Source organism: Pseudoxanthomonas winnipegensis (assembly GCF_030322905.1).
GTDB lineage: Bacteria > Pseudomonadota > Gammaproteobacteria > Xanthomonadales > Xanthomonadaceae > Pseudoxanthomonas_A > Pseudoxanthomonas_A winnipegensis.
Genome location: NZ_CP095475.1, coordinates 2,369,689 through 2,387,688, shown reverse-complemented (window position 1 = coordinate 2,387,688; position 18,000 = coordinate 2,369,689). Strand labels below are relative to the sequence as shown.

16 protein-coding genes are annotated in these 18,000 nt (G+C 68.8%); 5 read left to right on the top strand and 11 right to left on the bottom strand.

Features of this window, described 5'->3' with window-relative positions; genetic code table 11:
- Window positions 1–47 precede the first annotated feature (47 nt).
- From ubiG to MWN52_RS10585, 3 genes are all read left to right on the top strand, one after another.
- Window positions 48–758 (top strand): bifunctional 2-polyprenyl-6-hydroxyphenol methylase/3-demethylubiquinol 3-O-methyltransferase UbiG, encoded by a 711-nt coding sequence (gene ubiG / locus MWN52_RS10595; protein ID WP_130532058.1) that lies wholly within the window; start codon window positions 48–50, stop codon window positions 756–758.
- A gap of 188 nt (window positions 759–946) precedes the next feature.
- On the top strand, window positions 947–1,558 hold the full coding sequence (gene gph, locus MWN52_RS10590) for a phosphoglycolate phosphatase (protein WP_425608122.1): 612 nt from the start codon (window positions 947–949) through the stop codon (window positions 1,556–1,558).
- Window positions 1,558–2,235, top strand: a complete 678-nt coding sequence (locus tag MWN52_RS10585) for a phytoene/squalene synthase family protein (RefSeq protein WP_286574618.1) — start codon at window positions 1,558–1,560, stop codon at window positions 2,233–2,235. The genes gph and MWN52_RS10585 overlap by 1 nt, the downstream gene beginning before the upstream one ends.
- A 357-nt stretch (window positions 2,236–2,592) precedes the next feature.
- Here the strand turns inward: MWN52_RS10585 and eutC are convergent, their stop codons facing one another.
- The 6 genes from eutC to yidD all read right to left on the bottom strand — a co-directional run bounded on the left by eutC (window position 2,593) and on the right by yidD (window position 8,982).
- Window positions 2,593–3,423, bottom strand: a complete 831-nt coding sequence (gene eutC, locus MWN52_RS10580; protein ID WP_286574617.1) for an ethanolamine ammonia-lyase subunit EutC — start codon at window positions 3,421–3,423, stop codon at window positions 2,593–2,595.
- A complete protein-coding gene (locus MWN52_RS10575) occupies window positions 3,420–4,811 on the bottom strand; it encodes an ethanolamine ammonia-lyase subunit EutB (protein WP_286574616.1) in 1,392 nt (463 codons plus the stop codon). Before MWN52_RS10575 ends, eutC begins: the two co-directional genes overlap by 4 nt.
- A 25-nt stretch (window positions 4,812–4,836) precedes the next feature.
- A complete protein-coding gene (gene eat / locus MWN52_RS10570) occupies window positions 4,837–6,201 on the bottom strand; it encodes an ethanolamine permease (RefSeq protein WP_286574613.1) in 1,365 nt (454 codons plus the stop codon).
- A gap of 320 nt (window positions 6,202–6,521) precedes the next feature.
- A complete protein-coding gene (locus MWN52_RS10565; protein WP_425608020.1) occupies window positions 6,522–7,364 on the bottom strand; it encodes a M23 family metallopeptidase in 843 nt (280 codons plus the stop codon).
- Entirely contained in the window at window positions 7,361–8,713 is a 1,353-nt protein-coding gene (locus tag MWN52_RS10560) for a dihydroorotase (RefSeq protein WP_286574612.1), read from the bottom strand. The genes MWN52_RS10565 and MWN52_RS10560 overlap by 4 nt, the downstream gene beginning before the upstream one ends.
- A complete protein-coding gene (gene yidD / locus MWN52_RS10555) occupies window positions 8,698–8,982 on the bottom strand; it encodes a membrane protein insertion efficiency factor YidD (protein WP_130518129.1) in 285 nt (94 codons plus the stop codon). The genes MWN52_RS10560 and yidD overlap by 16 nt, the downstream gene beginning before the upstream one ends.
- 99 nt (window positions 8,983–9,081) lie before the next feature.
- On the opposite strand from yidD, the gene dksA reads away from it, so the two are divergent.
- Entirely contained in the window at window positions 9,082–10,071 is a 990-nt protein-coding gene (dksA, locus tag MWN52_RS10550) for an RNA polymerase-binding protein DksA (RefSeq protein WP_130518131.1), read from the top strand.
- Window positions 10,072–10,458: 387 nt separating this feature from the next.
- Here the strand turns inward: dksA and MWN52_RS10545 are convergent, their stop codons facing one another.
- The 5 genes from MWN52_RS10545 to MWN52_RS10525 all read right to left on the bottom strand — a co-directional run bounded on the left by MWN52_RS10545 (window position 10,459) and on the right by MWN52_RS10525 (window position 16,442).
- Window positions 10,459–10,761: a putative quinol monooxygenase gene (locus MWN52_RS10545; protein WP_286574611.1), complete on the bottom strand. Its 303-nt coding sequence runs from the start codon at window positions 10,759–10,761 to the stop codon at window positions 10,459–10,461.
- A gap of 259 nt (window positions 10,762–11,020) precedes the next feature.
- Window positions 11,021–13,786, bottom strand: coding sequence for a methionine synthase (gene metH, locus MWN52_RS10540; protein ID WP_286574610.1), 2,766 nt, complete (start codon window positions 13,784–13,786; stop codon window positions 11,021–11,023).
- Entirely contained in the window at window positions 13,786–14,388 is a 603-nt protein-coding gene (locus MWN52_RS10535; protein WP_286574609.1) for a short chain dehydrogenase, read from the bottom strand. The genes metH and MWN52_RS10535 overlap by 1 nt, the downstream gene beginning before the upstream one ends.
- Window positions 14,389–14,395: 7 nt before the next feature.
- Window positions 14,396–15,502: a homocysteine S-methyltransferase family protein gene (locus MWN52_RS10530; protein WP_286574608.1), complete on the bottom strand. Its 1,107-nt coding sequence runs from the start codon at window positions 15,500–15,502 to the stop codon at window positions 14,396–14,398.
- Window positions 15,503–15,512: 10 nt separating this feature from the next.
- On the bottom strand, window positions 15,513–16,442 hold the full coding sequence (locus MWN52_RS10525; RefSeq protein ID WP_130518140.1) for an ArsR/SmtB family transcription factor: 930 nt from the start codon (window positions 16,440–16,442) through the stop codon (window positions 15,513–15,515).
- A 123-nt stretch (window positions 16,443–16,565) separates the two neighbouring features.
- Between MWN52_RS10525 and MWN52_RS10520 the strand changes: the two genes are divergently transcribed.
- Window positions 16,566–17,714 (top strand): acyl-CoA dehydrogenase family protein, encoded by a 1,149-nt coding sequence (locus MWN52_RS10520; protein ID WP_286574606.1) that lies wholly within the window; start codon window positions 16,566–16,568, stop codon window positions 17,712–17,714.
- The last annotated feature ends 286 nt before the right edge of the window (window positions 17,715–18,000 follow it).

Genomic DNA, 18,000 nt, shown 5'->3' with positions numbered 1-18,000 from the left:
GTTTCCCGCGGCCCCACGGCCGCGAGGCCTTCGAAAAGGAACGCGCCATGACCCCCGCATCCAACGCCAATTTCCACCAGGCCGAGCTGGACAAGTTCGGCGCCCTGGCCACCCGCTGGTGGGACCCGGACGGCCCGCAGAAGGCGCTGCATGCGCTCAACCCGGTGCGCCTGCAGTACGTCGCCAGCCGCCTGCCGCTGGCCGGCAAGCGCGTGCTGGACGTGGGCTGCGGCGGTGGCCTGCTGAGCGAGGCGCTGGCCGCGGCCGGCGCCCAGGTGGTCGCCATCGACCTGGCGCCCGAGCTGCTGAAGGTCGCGCGCCTGCACAAGCTCGAATCCGGGGTGGAGGTGGACTACCGACAGATCGCCGTCGAGGCGCTGGCCGAGGAGGAGCCGGAAAGCTTCGATGCCATCACCTGCATGGAAATGCTCGAGCACGTGCCCGATCCGGGCGCGGTGATCGACGCCTGCGCGCGCCTGCTCAAGCCAGGCGGCCAGCTGTTCATGTCCACGCTCAACCGCACCCCGGCCGCGTTCGCGCTGGCGGTGGTCGGTGCCGAGTACATCGCCAAGCTGCTGCCCAAGGGCACGCACCGCTATGCCGATTTCATCAAGCCGGCCGAACTGGCCGCCTGGGTGCGCGCCAGCGGCCTGCAGATGCGCGATGTCAGCGGCCTGGTCTACGAACCCTGGCGCAGCGCCGCCCGCCTGAGCCGGCGCACCGAAGTGAACTACCTGGCGTGCGCGGCGAAGGCATGAGCGCCGGGACCGGGGACCGGGGACCGGGGACCCGGGAAAGCAGAGCGACCACTTCCGAAGGGAGCGGGCATGGTCTGACGCGGGGAACTGCGCTTTCCCCGGGTCCCCGGTCCCCGGTCCCCGGTCCCGGCTTTCCGCCTGTGGCGTTGTTCGACCTCGACGGCACGCTGCTGGACAGCGCGCCGGACATGCTGGCCACGGTCAACCGGATGCTGGTCGCGCGCGGCCGGGCGCCGATGGTGCTGGCCGACATCCGGCCCCACGTGTCCAAAGGCTCGAGGGCGATGTGCGGGGCGGCGTTTCCCGAACTGTCGCCGCAGGCGCGCGAGGCGCTGGTGCCGGAGTTCCTGCAGGTCTATGCCGAGGAGCTGGGCCGGCATGGCGCCCCGTTCGACGACATCGAGGCGATGCTGGCGGCGCTGGAGGCCCACGGCAGCCGCTGGGGCATCGTCACCAACAAGCCCGAGGGCCTGGCCCGCGACCTGATGCCGCTGCTGGGCTGGCAGACGCGCTGCGCCGTGCTGATCGGCGGCGACACGCTGGCCGAGCGCAAGCCGCATCCGCTGCCGTTGCAGGAGGCCGCGCGCCTGCTCGGCGCGCGCATCGACGACTGCGTCTATGTGGGCGATGACGCGCGCGATATCCAGGCCGCGCGCGCCGCCGGCATGCCCGCGATCGCCGCGCTGTGGGGTTATCGCCTGGACGACGACGATCCGGTCAGCTGGCAGGCCGAGGTGATGCTCGACACGCCGGCGCAGCTGCTGGACCCCGCGCATTGGCCGCAGCTCGGAGAGCGCTGATGTCCACCGCCCTGGACAGCTTCCTGGACAAGTGGCGCGCCCGCTGGCCCGAGTGGCCGCTGGTGCAGGCCTTCGTGCCCGCCGCGCAGCGACCGCTGGCAGAGGCCTGGTTCGCGCTGCTGCAGGAGCTGTTCGATGCGATGAACATCGCCGGCGATCCGTTGCCTGCCGATGCCAAGCTGGCCTGGTGGGGCGAGGAACTGCGCGACTGGTCGCGCAGGCGTTCGCGCCATCCGCTCGGCCGTGTGCTGGAGCCGGTGCCGGCGCCGTGGGAGGTGCTGGCCGATGCGCTGCCAGGGCTGACCCTGATGCGCTCGTTGCCCGAATCGCCCGATGCTGCGCTGCCGCTGGTGATGCCGCTGGCCAATGCGATCCAGCAGGTTGAGGCGGCGCTGTTCCCCGGCGCGCGCAGGGTCAACGCGCTTGAGCCGATGGCCGCGCAGTTGCTGTTCCTGCGCTGGATGGAAGTCCCGCCGCACGCCGATACCTTCGCCTGGCGCGATGCGCTGCTGGCCCGCTGGCCCGCGCGTGTGGACGGACCGCGCCCCCGGCGCCTGATCGCCGCGCTGCTGCGCCTGCGCCTGGCCAACCTGCATGCCGATGCGCAGGGCAGCACGCCGGCGAGGCCCGCCAGGCTGGTGTGGACCGCGTGGCGCGCGGCGAGTGGCGGTCACTAGAGTCGCGATTGCGGTACTCGCTGCCGCGCGACGCTCGGTACATCAGGGCAATCGAGAGAATTCGATTGTCGTTTCCGCGCAGGCGGGAACCCAGTGTCTTGGCTTCGGCATGCGAAAAGTCCATGGATTCCCGCGTTCGCGGGAATGACGTGTCTGGGGTCTCGCTGTGTAGATCCTCTATCGTTCGGTGGACGAGGGGACGGTCTGCGTTCAAGCGACACACTCTTTAAAAGCCAGTGTCGCGAGCGATCAGAGTCCGTCATTCCCGCGAACGCGGGAATCCATGGACGTTGCACCCCGGTCGTCAGGCGCCCAGGCCTCCCCGCGACGCCTGCGGGCCACGGCGCCACGGTCGCCTCAATCCTTCCCCGGCAACAGGAAGTTGCCCGGTCGCGGCCCATCGCTCTCCAGCAGCACCGGGGCCTGGGCCTCGTCCTTGAGCTGCACGCCGGAGAGCTGGCGGCGCATCGCTTCGCCCATCAGATAAGCGAGCTTGTGCATGGCCGTGTCGTAGGACAGGCCGGCGGCGCGGATGTTGGAGATGCAGTTGCGCGCCGCATCGGTCAGGCCCACGCGCGGGGCGAAGGTCAGGTAGGCGCCCAGGCTGTCGGGCGAGCTCAGGCCCGGGCGCTCGCCGATCAGCGTCACGCACAGGCGCGCGCCGAGCCGTTCGGCGATCTCATCGCCCACCGCCACGCGGCCCTGTTCGACCACGCAGACCGGGGCCAGCGACCAGGCCTGCGTGCGCGCGTGGTCGCGCAGGCGCTGCAGCATCGGCGCGGCGTGGGTGTGCACGGCCAGGGCGGACAGGCCGTCGGCGAGGACGATGCAGACATCGCAGCTGCGCGCCTTCAGCGCCGCGTGGGCGCGCAGGGCCTCGGCGGAGGCGTCGTCGAGGCGACGGCCCAGGTCCGGGCGCTGCAGATAGGTCTCGCGGTCCGCCGCGGCGCTGTGCAGCGGCAGCACGTCCAGCGCCAGCGCGCCGGCGGCCTGTGCGAGCGCCGCGCTGTCCAGCGGCAGATGCACCGCATCGCGCGCCTGCGCATGGGCGAACTGGAACTCCAGCTGCGGGCGTGTCGGCAGGCTGGTGCCGGCGCGGCCCAGGGCGATGCGCGCCGGCGTGAGGCGACGCAGCGCGGCCCAGGCATCGGGCGCGGTCGGCGAGGGTGGATCGTCCTGCGCGCTCACAGCTGCCCCAGCGCCTTGCGGAACGGTGCAGGCACATCGCGCCCGAGTTCGAAACGCCCCTCGCGCAGGCGCAGGATCTGCATCTTCTCCAGCCAGGCCTCGAACTCCGGCGCGGCGCGCAGGCCCAGCACCTGGCGCGCGTAGAGCGCATCGTGGAACGAGGTGGTCTGGTAATTGAGCATCACATCGTCGCTGCCGGGGATGCCCATGATGAAGTTGATCCCGGCCGCGCCCAGCAGGGTCAGCAGCACGTCCATGTCGTCCTGGTCGGCCTGCGCATGGTTGGTGTAGCAGATGTCGCAGCCCATCGGCACGCCGAGCAGCTTGCCGCAGAAGTGATCCTCCAGCCCGGCGCGGATGATCTGCTTGCCGTCGAACAGATACTCCGGCCCAATGAAGCCCACCACCGTGTTGACCAGCAGCGGCTTGAACTGACGCGCCACCGCGTACGCCCGCGCCTCGCAGGTCTGCTGGTCCACGCCGTGATGCGCCTCGGCCGACAGCGCGCTGCCTTGCCCGGTCTCGAAATACATCACGTTGGCGCCGACGCTGCCGCGGCCCAGCGCCAGGCCGGCCTCGTAGCCTTCCTGCAGCAGCGCCAGGTTGACGCCGAAGCTGGCGTTGGCGCCCTCGGTGCCGGCGATCGACTGGAACACCAGGTCCACCGGCGCGCCGCGCTCGATCGCCTCCAGCGTGGTGGTGAGGTGGGCCAGTACGCAGGACTGGGTGGGGATCTCGTAGCCGCGGATCACGCCATCGAGCATCTTCAGCAGCTCGACGATGTCGCCGGTGCTGTCGCTGGCCGGGTTGATGCCGATCACCGCATCGCCGTTGCCGTACAGCAGGCCGTCCAGCACGCTGGCGGCGATGCCGGCCGCATCGTCGGTGGGATGGTTGGGCTGCAGGCGCGTGGACAGCCGCCCGCGCAGGCCCAGCGTATTGCGGAAGGCGGTGGTCACGCGCACCTTGGCCGCCACCAGCACCAGGTCCTGCACGCGCATCAGCTTGGACACCGCGGCGACCATCTCCGGCGTCAGCCCCGGCGCCAGCGCGGCCAGGCTGGCCTCGGTCGCGGCCTCGCCCAGCAGCCAGTCGCGGAAGTCGCCGACGGTCAGGTGCGCGATCGGCGCGAAGGCCTCCGCGTCATGGCCATCCATGATCAGCCGGGTGACCTCGTCGTCCTCGTAGGGGATCACCGCCTCATCGAGGAAGTGCCGCAGCGGCAGCTCGGCCAAGGCCATCTGCGCGGCCACGCGCTCGCGGTCGGTCTGCGCCGCCACGCCGGCCAGGCGATCGCCCGAACGCGCCGGCGTCGCCCGCGCCAGCAGGGTCTTGAGATCGGCGAAGCGCCATTGCGCCCCGCCCACGCTGTGGACGAATCCGCTCATTCGGGCAGCATGCCGATGGGCGGATTCAGGCCGCGTCGACCGCGCGGTCCGGCTGCGGGCCGCCGCCGCGCAGGCTCAGCCGGCACACGCCCATGCCCAGTGCCATCAGCAGCACGAACACGCCGGCGATCTGCGGGTTGAACCACACCATCGCCACCAGGCAGACCACCGCCAGCAGCAGCGCGATGCCCGGCACCACGGGGTAGCCCGGCGCGATGAAGCTGCGCGCCAGGCCGGGTTCGCTGCGGCGCAGCTTGAACAGGCTCAGCATGCTCATGATGTACATCACCACCGCGCCGAAGACCGACATGGTGATCATCGCCGCGGTCAGGCTCATGCCCTGCAGGCTGACCAGCCCGTCGCTGTAGATCGCCGCCACGCCGATCAGGCCGCCGGCGAGGATGGCCCGGTGCGGCGTGCGGAAGCGCGACAGCTTCGCCAGTCCGTGCGGCAGGAGGCCGGCCCGCGCCAGCGCGAAGAACTGGCGCGAATAGCCCAGGATGATGCCGTGGAAGCTGGCGACTAGGCCGAACAGGCCGATCCACACCAGCATGTGCAGCCAGGTCGAGCTGTTGCCGACCACCGCCTTCATCGCCTGCGGCAGCGGATCGTTGATGTTGCTCAAGGCGCGCCAGTCGCCCACGCCGCCGGCGAAGAGCATCACGCCGAACGCCAGCACCACCAGGGTCAGGATCCCTGCGATGTAGGCGCGCGGGATGGTGCGCCTGGGGTCCTTGGCTTCCTCGGCGGCCATGGCCGCCCCTTCGATCGCCAGGAAGAACCAGATCGCGAACGGGATCGCCGCGAAGATCCCGGCCAGCGCCGCGGCGCTGAAGCGGTCCGAGCCCGCCCAGCCGCCGGCGGCGAAGTTGGCCAACGAGAAGCCCGGCGCGACCACGCCCATGAACACCAGCAGCTCCAGCACCGCCAGCACGGTGACCACGACCTCGAAGGTGGCCGCGATGCTCACGCCCAGGATGTTCAAGCCCATGAACACCACATAGGCCCCGACCGCGGCCAGCTTGGGATCCAGCGCGGGGAACTGCACGTTGAGATAGGCACCGATGGCCATCGAGATCGAGGGCGGGGCGAACACGAATTCGATCAGCGTGGCGATGCCGGCGACCATGCCGCCGGTGGCACCGAACGCGCGCCAGCTGTAGGCGAACGGACCGCCCGCGTGCGGGATGGCGGTGGTCAGCTCGGTGAAGCTGAAGATGAAGCAGGTATACATCGCGGCCACCAGCAGCGTGGTGACCAGGAAGCCCAGCGTGCCGGCCACGCCCCAGCCGTAGCTCCAGCCGAAGTACTCGCCGGAAATGACCAGCCCCACCGCGATGCCCCACAGGTGCAGCGTGCCCAGCGTGGGCTTGAGTTGCTCGTTGGACATCGCGCATCTCCAGGGGAAAGGTTGTGACGCTGCGAGCGATGCGCCGCGCCGGAAAGGTGGGCGAAGCCGCAGTGCCGCAGGCCACACATCGCGACCCGGATCCACGCCACAAGGCCGCAGACGCCGAGCGCTGACGATCCGGTTATACCGGCAATGCCTGGCCGATGGGCCGACAGCGAAGGGTAGGGGGTAGGCCTGCATGCCCGTGAGCCGCCATGGCGGCGATGAGGCTCTACTGGTAAAGCCCTATCGCCGCCATTGGCCGAAAAGGCCATAAAGGCGGCTCCCACGGATCAACTCGCTGACCCAACTCGCGGACGCTACTTCCCGCGCTCCAGCACCAGCAGCGGATCGATGCGCACATCGAACCAGTTCATCCCCCAATGCAGATGCGGCCCGGTCGCGCGCCCGGTGGCGCCGACCGCGGCGATCACCTGGCCCTGCCGCACCACATCGCCCACCTTCACGTCGATGCGCGAGAGGTGCAGGAAGTTGGAGCTCACGCCGAAGCCATGGTCCAGCACCAGCGTGCCGCCGGTGAGGTACAGATCGGGCGCGGCGAAGGTCACCACGCCGCCGGCCGGCGCCTTGACCGGCGTGCCGGTCGGCACGGCGATATCCATGCCCGAATGCCCGGCGGACGAGGGCTGGCCGTTGTAGACCCGGGCATTGCCGAAGCGCCCGCTGATCCGTCCCTGCACCGGCCAAATGAAGGGCGTGGCGAAGTCGGTGCGGTCGTCGTCGCGCGTGCGCACCGCCGTCACCGCGGCCTGTTCGCGCTCGATGCGCGCGGCGATCTCAGGCGGCGGGTTGACGGACTTGGGCGGGACGCCGTTGACGCGCTCGGTCGGCCAGTCGCGCGGCGTCACCGCGATCTCGACGGTCTGCGCAGCCGCGCCCGGCGCGCTCACCTGCACGCGCAGCGGCCCGGTTTCGTTGCGGCCCACGCCGAACACCACCGTGCCATAGCCGCTCACCCGCAGCGTGCGTCCGCCGTAGCGCACCACGCTGCCCGGCGCGACCTTGCCGAACACCAGCGCGCCCTGCGACACCGACGCGGGGAAGGTCGCCGCTTCAGCCTGCTGCGCCTGCGCCGCGGCCCCGTCCAGGACCGTGGCGCCGCCGGCCAGCGCCAGCAGCGCGGCCAGCCACAGCCGCCTCAACGCTCGAACTCCAGGCGCATGCCGCGCGGTGTACCGACCAGCTGCTCGCCGTTCCACACCATGCGCCCGTTGACCCAGGTCGCGTCGATCTTGTGGTGGAAGGTGGTGCCCTCGAATGGCGACCACTCGCACTTGGACAATACATCCTCGCGCCTGACGGTGAAGTCCTCGTCCTCCACCAGCACCAGGTCGGCCCAATAGCCCTCGCGCAAGAAGCCGCGCTCCTTGATGTCGAACAGCTGCGCCGGCGCATGGGCGAACTTCTGCACCACCTGGGCGATGCTGAGCTTCTTCTCGTGTACCAGCTCCAGCGCGGCCACCAGCGCGTACTGCACCAGCGGCAGGCCGCCGGGCGCCTTGGTGTAGTCGGTCTGGGACTTCTCGTCCAGGGTGTGCGGCGCATGGTCGGTGGCCAGTACGTCGATGACGTTTTCGGCCACGGCCTTGATCAGCGCGATGCGGTCGGCCGGGTCCTTGATCGCCGGATTGCACTTGATCAGGTTGCCCAGGCGCGCGTAGTCGGTGCGGTCGAAGCGCAGGAAGTGGATGCAGGTCTCGGCGGTGATCTGCTTCAGGCGCTTGCCGGCCTTGTCCACCAGCGGCCCGGCGCTGAACAGCGCCAGCTCGTCGGCGGTGGACAGGTGCAGCACGTGCAGGCGCGTGCCGTGCCGCCTGGCCAGCGACAGCGCCAGGCGCGTGGAGGCGATGCACGCCTGGCGCGAGCGGATGTCGGGATGGAACTCCACCGGGATCTCATCGCCGTACTGCGCGAGGTAGCGCGCCAGGTTGGCGTTGATGGTCGGGGTGTCCTCGCAGTGGGTGATGATCGGCACCGGCGCGTCGCGGAAGATCGCGTCCAGCGTGTCCGGATCGTCTACCAGCATGTTGCCGGTGGAGGCGCCCATGAACACCTTCACCCCGGGCGTGGCGCGCGGATCGACGCGCTGGATCTGCGCCAGGTTGTCGTTGCTGGCGCCCATGTAGAAGCCGTGGTTGCCCCAGGCCCGCCCCTTGGCCAGCGCGTACTTGGCCTCCAGCGCCTCGGCGGTGAGGGTGGGCGGGTTGGTGTTGGGCATGTCCATGAAGCTGGTCAGCCCGCCGGCCACGGCCGCGGCCGACTCGGTGGCCAGATCGCCCTTGTGGGTCAGGCCCGGCTCGCGGAAGTGCACCTGGTCGTCGATCATGCCCGGCAGCAGCCAGCGGCCGCCGGCCTCGATCACCGTCTGGCCGGCGTTGATCGCGATCTGCGGCGCGATGCGCGTGATGCGGCCGTTCTCGATGCTGAGATCACCTGTGGTCTCGCGCCCCTCGTTGACCATACGGGCGTTGACGATCACGGTGGCGGGCATCGGCAGGATCCTGAATGCGGTGAGGAGGCGTGGGGCGCGGGCGGCACCGGGTCGTCGCCGCCCGGATGCAGCGGATGGCAGCGGCCGATCCGGCGCAGCGCCATCCAGCCGCCGCGCAGCGGGCCGAAGCGCTCGATTGCCTGCATGGCGTAGACCGAGCAGGTCGGCTCGAAACGGCAGCGTGGGCCCAACAGCGGGCTGATGAAGCGCTTGTAGCCGCGCAACAGGGCGATGAGTCCGCGTTGAAGCATGGTCCGATGATAAGCCATGGTTTTGCGCGCCTGTGATTGGTGTGGTTGCCGCACCTGTCCGGGTAGGCTATAAAGGCCCGCTTTTCCCGGCCCGGGAATGATTCAAGGACGCTGTTCGTGGCAGCCAAGAAACCCGCAAAAAAGGCCGTCAAGGCCGCCAAGACCGCTGTCGTCGCCAAGAAGGCGGCCGTCGCCAAGTCGCCGGCCAAGGGCGTGGTGGCCAAGAAGGCCGCGCCTGCACCCGCCAAGAAGACGGCAGGCAAGACCGCACCCGTGAAGAAGGCCACGAACCCCAGCACCGCCGCCAAGACCACGGCGGCGAAGAAGCCGGCGCCCGCGCCGGCCAAGAAGGCCACGGCAGGGAAGGCCGCGCCGAAGACCGCTCCGCAGCCGGCTGCCAAGCCCGCTCCGGCTAAATCCGCTCCCGCTAAGGCGACCAGCCCCAGCAAGGCCCCCGCAGTGAAGACCGCCGCGACATCGGCCCCTGTAGCGTCGGCTGCCAAGGCTGCCCCTGCAAAGAACACAGTGCCCGCTTCCAAGACCCCTTCGAAAACCGAAAAACCCGCCGCCCAGGCCAAGCCCGCCGTTGCCCGCGTGACCGGCAAGATCGCCGTGGCGGTCACCGGACGCACCCCGGAGCCCGCCCCCAAGGGCAAGGTCCGCAAGGTCGAGTACACCGTCGATGAGGCCACCGGCCGCCCCGTGCTGCCGGCCGGCTACAAGCCCAAGGCCGACGAGGAATACATGGGCCCGCTGCAGCTGGAGTACTTCCGCCAGCGCCTGCTGCAGTGGCGCGCCGACCTGGTCGAGGAATCCAAGCAGACCATCGAGAACCTCAAGGACGAAGTGCGCGACGTCGGCGACGAGGCCGAGCGCGCCACCCGCGAGACCGAGAACTCGCTGGAACTGCGTACCCGCGATCGCTATCGCAAGCTGATCGGCAAGATCGACAGCACGCTCAAGCGCCTGGACGCCGGCGACTACGGCTACTGCGTCGACACCGGCGAGGAAATTGGCCTGGAGCGCCTGGAGGCGCGCCTGACCGCCGAGCGCACCCTGGACGCGCAGGAGCGCTGGGAGCACCTGCAGAAACAGCAGGGTGACTGACGCCTGACCTGATTGTCATCAAGAAGCCCCGCTGACGCGGGGCTTTTTTGTGGGGTGATAAACGAAGCAGGGCTAGTGGGAGCCCCCCTTGTGGCCTTTTCAGTCAATGGCGGCGATGAAGCTTTCCCATGAAGCTCGTTCGCCACTACTCCGGGTCGTAATCCAGTTTGGAAGTGAGGCGGCATTCGGCGGGGTGCCAAATACACGACTTCACGCTCGGGCGTAGTCAGCGAACCGTTCCTGTTCGGAACTCGGCACGCACGCGCCAAGGCAGACATTTGGCCATGGCCTGCGACGGCCTCGCGTCGGATCGCGTTGCGTGGTCGGACGCGGCTTCGAAGCGCGCCACTCCGCTCCCGGAGCTCCATGCCGAGAACATGGTGATTTTCAGCCAGGCAGCTTGGCCGCCAGCACGTCAATCTTCTCGATGGACGGCGGAGTGGAGAAGAGATCATTGGCCTGGGCCGTGAGCGCGGCCGCCACCTTGCCAGCAAGATGCGCCTGACGGCCTGCCTCATCGGGAAAAGCGTCGAAAATACCGAACGTGGAGGGTCCCAGCCGCAGACCGAACCATGCTGTCGTGGCAGGCTCGGCCTGGACCAAGGGGAGTCCGGAAAGCAGAAACTGCTCCACTTCCTGCGCTTTTCCCGCCTTTGCTTCCAGGCGGACGAATAATGCGACGTTGACCATGACACGTCTCCTGCGGTTAGGAGCGACCCACCATACGCCCCATTCTGTAAGGCCACCCTGGTGACAGATGGACGGTGGCTCCGATGACACGAACTGGGACGTGTGTCATGGCGAATGGATCGAGTGCCAGAGGGAACTAAGAAGCCGACTTGATCGCCGCATTGATCTCAGCGACTCGCTGGACGCGGCCCGGAAGGACACGCCGCCTTCGCCCTCCGATGCCTGCGCCGAGAACGCGTGTGCGTTGTGGCAGCAAGCGCTATTCCGGGTCGTAATCCAGATTGGAAGCCAGCCAGCGTTCGGCCTGGGCCAGATCCACGCCCTTGCGCCGGGCGTAGTCGGCGACCTGTTCCTTGGAGACGCGGCCGACGACGAAGTACTGCGCGCCGGGATGGCTGAAGTAGTAGCCGCTCACCGCCGCGGTGGGCAGCATGGCGAAGCTCTCGGTCAGGGTCATGCCGGCGTTCCGGGGGGCGTCCAGCAGCTCGAACAGCAGGCCCTTCTCGCTGTGCTCCGGGCAGGCCGGATAGCCGGGGGCAGGGCGGATGCCGCGGTACTTCTCGGCGATCAGCGCGGCGTTGTCGAGCGCTTCGTCGGCCGCATAGCCCCAGAACTCGGTACGCACACGCTGGTGCAGGCGTTCGGCCAGGGCCTCGGCCAGGCGGTCGGCCAGGGCCTTGAGCAGGATCGCGTTGTAGTCGTCGTGGGCGGCCTCGAAGCGCGCCACGTGCGGCTCGATGCCGATGCCCGCGGTCACCGCGAACGCGCCGATCCAGTCCTGCTTGCCGCTGTCCTTGGGCGCGATGAAGTCGGCCAGGCAGAAGTCCGGACGATCGGCCGGCTTGTCGACCTGCTGGCGCAGGAAGCGCAGGAAGTGCCGGGATTGGGGATTCGGGATTGGGGATGGGGCTAGCTGCGTTGAATCTCCAATCCCGAATCCCGGATCCCGGTGGTCCCCTACGACCACCTCGACATCGTCGCCCACGCTGTTGGCCGGCCACAGGCCGAACACGGCCTTGGCGGTCAGCCATTTCTCCTCGACGATCCGCTTGAGCATCGCCTGCGCATCGCGGAACAGCTCGCTGGCTTGGGCGCCGACCACGGCGTCGGTCAGGATGGCCGGATACTTGCCGAACAGCTCCCAGGCGTTGAAGAACGGCGTCCAGTCGATGCAGTCCACCAGCTCGGCCAGCGGATAGTCGTCCAGCACGGTGATCCCCAGGCGCCTGGGCGCCGGCGGGGTGTAGTGGTCCCAGCCGCCGTCGAACTTCTGCCCGCGCGCCTTGGCTAACGTGACCAGGCGCTTGGCGTCGCCGCGATTCTTGTGGCGCTCGCGGATCTCGGCGTAGTCGGCGTCGTTGGCGGCGACGAAGGCGCTGCACATGTCGCGCGAGATCAGCGACTGGGCCACGCCCACCGCGCGTGAGGCGTCCTTGACCCAGATCGTCGGCGCGCTGTAGTGCGGATCGATCTTCAGCGCGGTGTGCGCGCGCGAGGTGGTGGCGCCGCCGATCATCAGCGGCATCTCGAAGCCCTGGCGCTGCATCTCGCGCGCCACGTGGGTCATCTCCTCCAGCGAGGGGGTGATCAGGCCGGACAGGCCGATGATGTCGGCATTCTCGGCACGGGCGCGGTCCAGGATGGTCTGGGTCGGCACCATCACGCCCAGGTCGACCACGTCGAAGTTGTTGCAGGCCAGGACCACGCCGACGATGTTCTTGCCGATGTCGTGCACGTCGCCCTTGACCGTGGCCATGATGATCTTGCCGTTGGACTTGCCCACATCGCCGGTGCGCAGCTTCTCCTCTTCGATGAAGGGCAGCAGATAGGCCACCGCCTTCTTCATCACCCGCGCGGATTTGACCACCTGGGGCAGGAACATCTTGCCGGCGCCGAACAGGTCGCCGACCACGTTCATGCCGTCCATCAGCGGGCCTTCGATCACATCCAGCGGACGCGCGGCCTGGGCGCGCGCCTCCTCGGTGTCGGCCTCGACATAGGCATCGATGCCGTTGACCAGCGCGTGGGCGAGGCGGTCGCGCACCGACTTCTCCCGCCAGGCCAGGTCCTCGACCCGCTTCTCGCCTTTCTTGCCCTTGTAGCGTTCGGCAATCTCCAGCAGGCGCTCGGTGCCGTCCTTGCGGCGGTTGAGGATCACATCCTCCACGCGCTCGCGCAGCTCCGGGTCCAGGTCGTCATAGATCGGCAGCGCGCCGGCGTTGACGATGCCCATGTCCATGCCGGCCCTGATGGCGTGGTACAGGAACACCGAGTGGATCGCCGCGCGCACCGTCTCGTTGCCGCGGAAGGAGAAGGACACGTTGGACACGCCGCCGGACACGTGGCAGTGCGGCAAGGTGTCCTTGATGATGCGCGTGGCCTCGATGAAGTCCACCGCGTAGTTGTCGTGCTCCTCGATGCCGGTGGCCACGGCGAAGATGTTGGGATCGAAGATGATGTCCTCGGGCGGGAAGCCGACCCGCTCGGTGAGGATGCGGTAGGCGCGTGTGCAGATCTCGACCTTGCGCGCGCAGGTGTCGGCCTGGCCGGTCTCGTCGAAGGCCATCACCACCGCGGCGGCGCCGTAGCGCAGCACCTTGCGCGCGTGTTCGATGAAGGCGTCCTCGCCTTCCTTCAGCGAGATCGAGTTGACCACGCCCTTGCCCTGCAGGCACTGCAGGCCGGCCTCGATCACGCTCCACTTGGAGCTGTCCACCATCACCGGGATGCGGGCGATGTCCGGCTCGGAGGCGATCAGGTTGAGAAAGCGCACCATCGCCTTCTCCGAGTCGATCAGGCCCTCGTCCATGTTGACGTCGAGGATCTGCGCGCCGTTCTCCACCTGCTGGCGGGCGACCTCCACCGCCTCCTCGTAGCGCTCCTCCTTGATCATCTTGCGGAACTGCGCGCTGCCGGTGACGTTGGTGCGTTCGCCGACGTTGACGAACAGCAGCTGTGGAGTGATGACCAGCGGTTCCAGGCCGGACAGGCGGGTGTAGCGGGGCGAGGGTGCAGCAGTGGACATCACCAGACCTTGTAAATCTGTCCGGTCTGCACGCCCTCGATGCTGCGCTGGAAGGCCAGCGCAGCGCGGGCGGCGGGGACCGGCTCGAAACCGGGGAAGAAATCGGCGTACGCGTCCCACGCCTCGGCCAGGACCGTGGGGCTGACCGCGTTGATGCGCAGGCCGCGTGGCAGTTCGCACGCCGCCGCGCGCACGAAGCCTTCCACCGCCGCGTTCACCGCGGTGGCGTTGACGCCCTGGGCGATCGGCTGTTCGGCCAGGATGCCGGTGGTCAGCGTGATCGAGCCGCCGTCGTTGAGATGCCGCTGGCCCAGCAGCGCCAGGCGCACCTGGCCGAGCAGCTTGTCCTGCAGGCCGCTGTCGAACTGGGCCGCGGTCATCTGCGCCAGCGGGCCGAAATGCACGTTGCCGGTGGTGGAGACGATGGCGTCGAGGCGGCCCACGCGTTCGAACAGTGCCAGCACGCTGGCCTCGTCGCGCAGGTCGACCGGGTGGCTGGCGTCGTGGCGCGAGGCGGCGATCACCTCGTAGCGCGGCGCGAGCAGAGCCTGCACGGCACGACCGAGCGTGCCGCTGGCCCCGATGAGCAGGACCTTCCTCATGCCCATCTCAGGCCGCCTGCGCCAGGCGCTGCGGCAGCTGGCGCGGCGCGATGCCGGCCACGGCCTCAGCGATGGCGCGGATGTGGTCCGGCGAGGTGCCGCAGCAGCCGCCGACCAGGTTGAGCAGGCCGGCGGTGGCGAACTCGTGCAGTGTCTCGGCCATTTCCTCCGGCGTCTCGTCGTACTCGCCGAAGGCATTGGGCAGGCCGGCGTTGGGATGCGCGCTGACATAGCAGTCCGCCACGGTCGCCAGTGTCTCCACGTGCGGCCGCAGATCCTTGGCGCCCAGCGCGCAGTTCAGGCCGATCGACAGCGGGCGGGCGTGCATCAGCGAGGTGTAGAACGCCTCGGCCGTCTGCCCGGAAAGCGTGCGCCCGGAGGCATCGGTGATGGTGCCGGAGATCATCACCGGCAGCCGCGCGCCGCGCCCGTCGAAGGCTTCCTCGATGGCGAACAGGGCGGCCTTGGCGTTGAGCGTGTCGAAGATGGTCTCGACCATTAGCGTGTCGGCGCCACCGTCGATCAGGCCTTCCACCGCCTCGCGATAGGTCTGGCGCAGGGCCTCGAAACTGGTGTTGCGAAACCCCGGGTCGTTGACGTCCGGGCTGATCGAAGCCGTGCGGCTGGTCGGCCCCAGCACGCCGATCACGAAGCGCGGCTTGTCCGGGGTTATGGCCTCGATGGCGTCGCAGCACTGGCGGGCGATGCGCGCGCCTTCCTTGTTCAACTCGTAGACCAGGTGTTCCAGGTGATAGTCGGCCTGGCTGACGGCGGTGGCGTTGAAGGTGTTGGTCTCCAGCAGGTCGGCGCCGGCCTCCAGGTAGGCCGTGTGCACGCCGGCGATGACCTGCGGATTGCTGAGCAGCAACAGGTCGTTGTTGCCCTTGAGGTCGTGGCCGTGGTCGCAACCCGGGCCATGCGTGTGATCCTGCGCCTGAAGGCTGTCGAAGCCCCCGGCGAAGCGCTCGCCGCGGTAGTCGGCCTCTTCCAGCCTGTGGCGCTGGATCATGGTGCCCATCGCGCCATCGATGATCAGGATGCGGCTGGCCAGCGCGTCCAGCAGCAGCTGGGTGCGGGCCGGGTTGAGCCAGGGCAGGGATCGGGTGGTACTCATGCGGCGCTCCTCACGGCTTGATGCCGGTCAGCGAGATGACTTCGAAATGCGGCGGGCGGCGTTCGCGCGTGACCACCTGCAGGCTGGCCACCTGCAGGCCGCTCTTCTCGGCGAACCGGCGCAGTTCGGCGTCGGTGAAGCCCAGATTGACGTGGCCGTAGGCGTTGACCACCGACTGGTGCTCGTGCCGGCCCAGGCTGGACAGCAGCAGCTTGCCGCCTGGGCGCAGCACGCGCGCGGCCTCGGCCACGGCCTTGGCCGGGCGCTGCGAATAGGTCAGCGCATGCATCAGCACCACCAGGTCGAAGGTGCCGGCCTCGAACGGCAGCGCATGCATGTCGCCTTCACGCACCTCCACATTGGGGAAGCGGCGCAGGCGTTCACCCGCGGCGGCGACCACGCGCGCACTGGTGTCCACGCAGACGTAGCGGTGCGAATGCGGCGAGAGCAGCTCGGCCAGCACGCCGTCGCCGGAGGCGATGTCGAGCACGTCGCCGGTGTGCAGCAGCGGCAGGGCGGTGCGCGCCAGCGCCTCCCAGGTGCGGCCCGGCGAATAATGGCGCTCCATGTCGCCGGCCACGCTGTCGGCCCAGTTCTGCGTGGCGGCGCGCGCGGCCAGCACCTCGGCCACGCGCTCGGCGTCCTGGCGCAGCAGCGGGTCGTCGCTGCCGGCGCGCAGGCTGCGCCACAGCTCGCGCTGGGCCGGATCCAGGTTGTCCTCGTCGAAGCGGTAATACGCCGACACGCCGGCGCGGCGGTCGCGCACCAGGCCCGAATCCTTGAGCTTGGCCAGATGCGTGGACACCCGCGGCTGGGCCAGCCGGGTGATGGCCGACAGCTCGGCCACGGTCAGCTCCTCGCCGGCCAGCAGGGCCAGCAGACGCACACGGGTGGCGTCGGCGAAGACCTTCAGGCGCGCCGACCAGGCTTCCAGATCCATATTTATCTCTATATCAAGATATGGAGATATTTTGCCGGCGCCGCCGCTCCCGGTCAATTCCATACGCAACCGCATGGTGGTTCGATACAATCCTCGCCATTACCCAATGGGAGGGGAACGACCGTGGATTTCGGATACACCGACGAGCAGCTGATGATCCAGGATGTGGCCCGCCGCATCGCCCAGGAAAAGATCGCGCCCAGCGCCGAGCACTTCGACAAGACCGGCGAGTTCCCGCTGGAGAACATCCAGCTGCTGGGCGAGAACGGCCTGATGGGCATCGAGGTACCGGACGAGTACGGCGGCGCCGGCATGGACCCGATCAGCTACGTGCTGGCGATGATCGAGGTGGCGGCCGGCGACGGCGCGCACTCGACCATCATGTCGGTCAACAACTCGCTGTACTGCACGGGCCTTTTGAAGTTCGGCAGCGAGGAACAGAAGCAGACCTATGTGCGCGCCATCGCCGACGGCAGCCAGATCGGCGCCTTCGCCCTGACCGAGCCGCAGTCCGGCTCCGATGCCACGGCCATGCGCTGCCGCGCGGTGCGGCAGGCCGACGGCAGCTTCGTGATCAACGGCAAGAAGAGCTGGATCACCTCGGGGCCGGTGGCCAAGTACATCGTGCTGTTCGCCATGACCGACCCGGACAAGGGCGCGCGCGGCATCACCGCCTTCATCGTCGACACCGACAGGGCGGGCTTCCACCGCGGCAAGACCGAGCCCAAGCTCGGCATCCGCGCCTCGGCCACCTGCGAGATCGAGTTCGCCGACTACGTGGCCCAGCCGGCCGAGGTGATCGGCGAGGAAGGGCAGGGCTTCAAGATCGCCATGGGCGTGCTGGACGCCGGCCGCATCGGCATCGCCTCGCAGGCCCTCGGCATCGCCCGCGCCGCCTACGAGAAGACCGTCGAGTACGTGAAGGAGCGCAAGGCCTTCGGCGCGCCGATCGGCACCTTCCAGATGACCCAGGCCAAGATCGCCGACATGAAGTGCAAGCTGGACGCCTCGCTGCTGCTGACCCTGCGCGCCGCGTGGCTCAAGGGCCAGGGCAAGCCCTTCAGCAGCGAGGCGGCCATTGCCAAGCTCACCGCCTCGGAGGCGGCGATGTGGATCACCCACCAGGCCGTGCAGATCCATGGCGGCATGGGGTATTCCAAGGAAATGCCGCTGGAGCGCTACTTCCGCGACGCCAAGATCACCGAGATCTACGAGGGCACCAGCGAGATCCAGCGCCTGGTGATCGCGCGCGCGGAGACGGGATTGCGCTGAAAGCCGCGCGGGGTGCTGGCCGCCCCGTGCGTGCCGGCGGCTTTGCATTTGCAATCGGCACCAACGCTCCTACCGTCGTTCCCGCGCACGCGGGAACCCAGGGACTTTCGCGCGGGCAGGCGCAAGGCACTGGATTCCCGCGTTCGCGGGAATGACGGTTCTAGTTGATGCTTGCTGACTCAAAATTCAGGAATCACGTGCGGCGCCTTTCACAAGAGAGAGGCCAGCCGCTTGGCACCACCGTGGGAGCCACCATGGCGGCGATGAGGCTTTCCCGGTAAAGCCC

Bases quoted from the DNA above. Each gene is read 5' to 3' on its own strand.
- MWN52_RS10545 (WP_286574611.1), bottom strand. From the start codon at position 10,761: ATGGTCAACGTCGCATTATTCGTCCGCCTGGAAGCAAAGGCGGGAAAA.
- yidD (WP_130518129.1), bottom strand. From the start codon at position 8,982: ATGGCTTATCATCGGACCATGCTTCAACGCGGACTCATCGCCCTGTTG.
- MWN52_RS10525 (WP_130518140.1), bottom strand. From the start codon at position 16,442: ATGGATCTGGAAGCCTGGTCGGCGCGCCTGAAGGTCTTCGCCGACGCC.
- MWN52_RS10530 (WP_286574608.1), bottom strand. From the start codon at position 15,502: ATGAGTACCACCCGATCCCTGCCCTGGCTCAACCCGGCCCGCACCCAG.
- MWN52_RS10535 (WP_286574609.1), bottom strand. From the start codon at position 14,388: ATGAGGAAGGTCCTGCTCATCGGGGCCAGCGGCACGCTCGGTCGTGCC.
- MWN52_RS10575 (WP_286574616.1), bottom strand. From the start codon at position 4,811: ATGAGCGGATTCGTCCACAGCGTGGGCGGGGCGCAATGGCGCTTCGCC.
- gph (WP_425608122.1), top strand. From the start codon at position 947: ATGCTGGCCACGGTCAACCGGATGCTGGTCGCGCGCGGCCGGGCGCCG.
- MWN52_RS10585 (WP_286574618.1), top strand. From the start codon at position 1,558: ATGTCCACCGCCCTGGACAGCTTCCTGGACAAGTGGCGCGCCCGCTGG.
- eat (WP_286574613.1), bottom strand. From the start codon at position 6,201: ATGTCCAACGAGCAACTCAAGCCCACGCTGGGCACGCTGCACCTGTGG.
- metH (WP_286574610.1), bottom strand. From the start codon at position 13,786: ATGTCCACTGCTGCACCCTCGCCCCGCTACACCCGCCTGTCCGGCCTG.
- MWN52_RS10560 (WP_286574612.1), bottom strand. From the start codon at position 8,713: ATGCCCGCCACCGTGATCGTCAACGCCCGTATGGTCAACGAGGGGCGC.
- ubiG (WP_130532058.1), top strand. From the start codon at position 48: ATGACCCCCGCATCCAACGCCAATTTCCACCAGGCCGAGCTGGACAAG.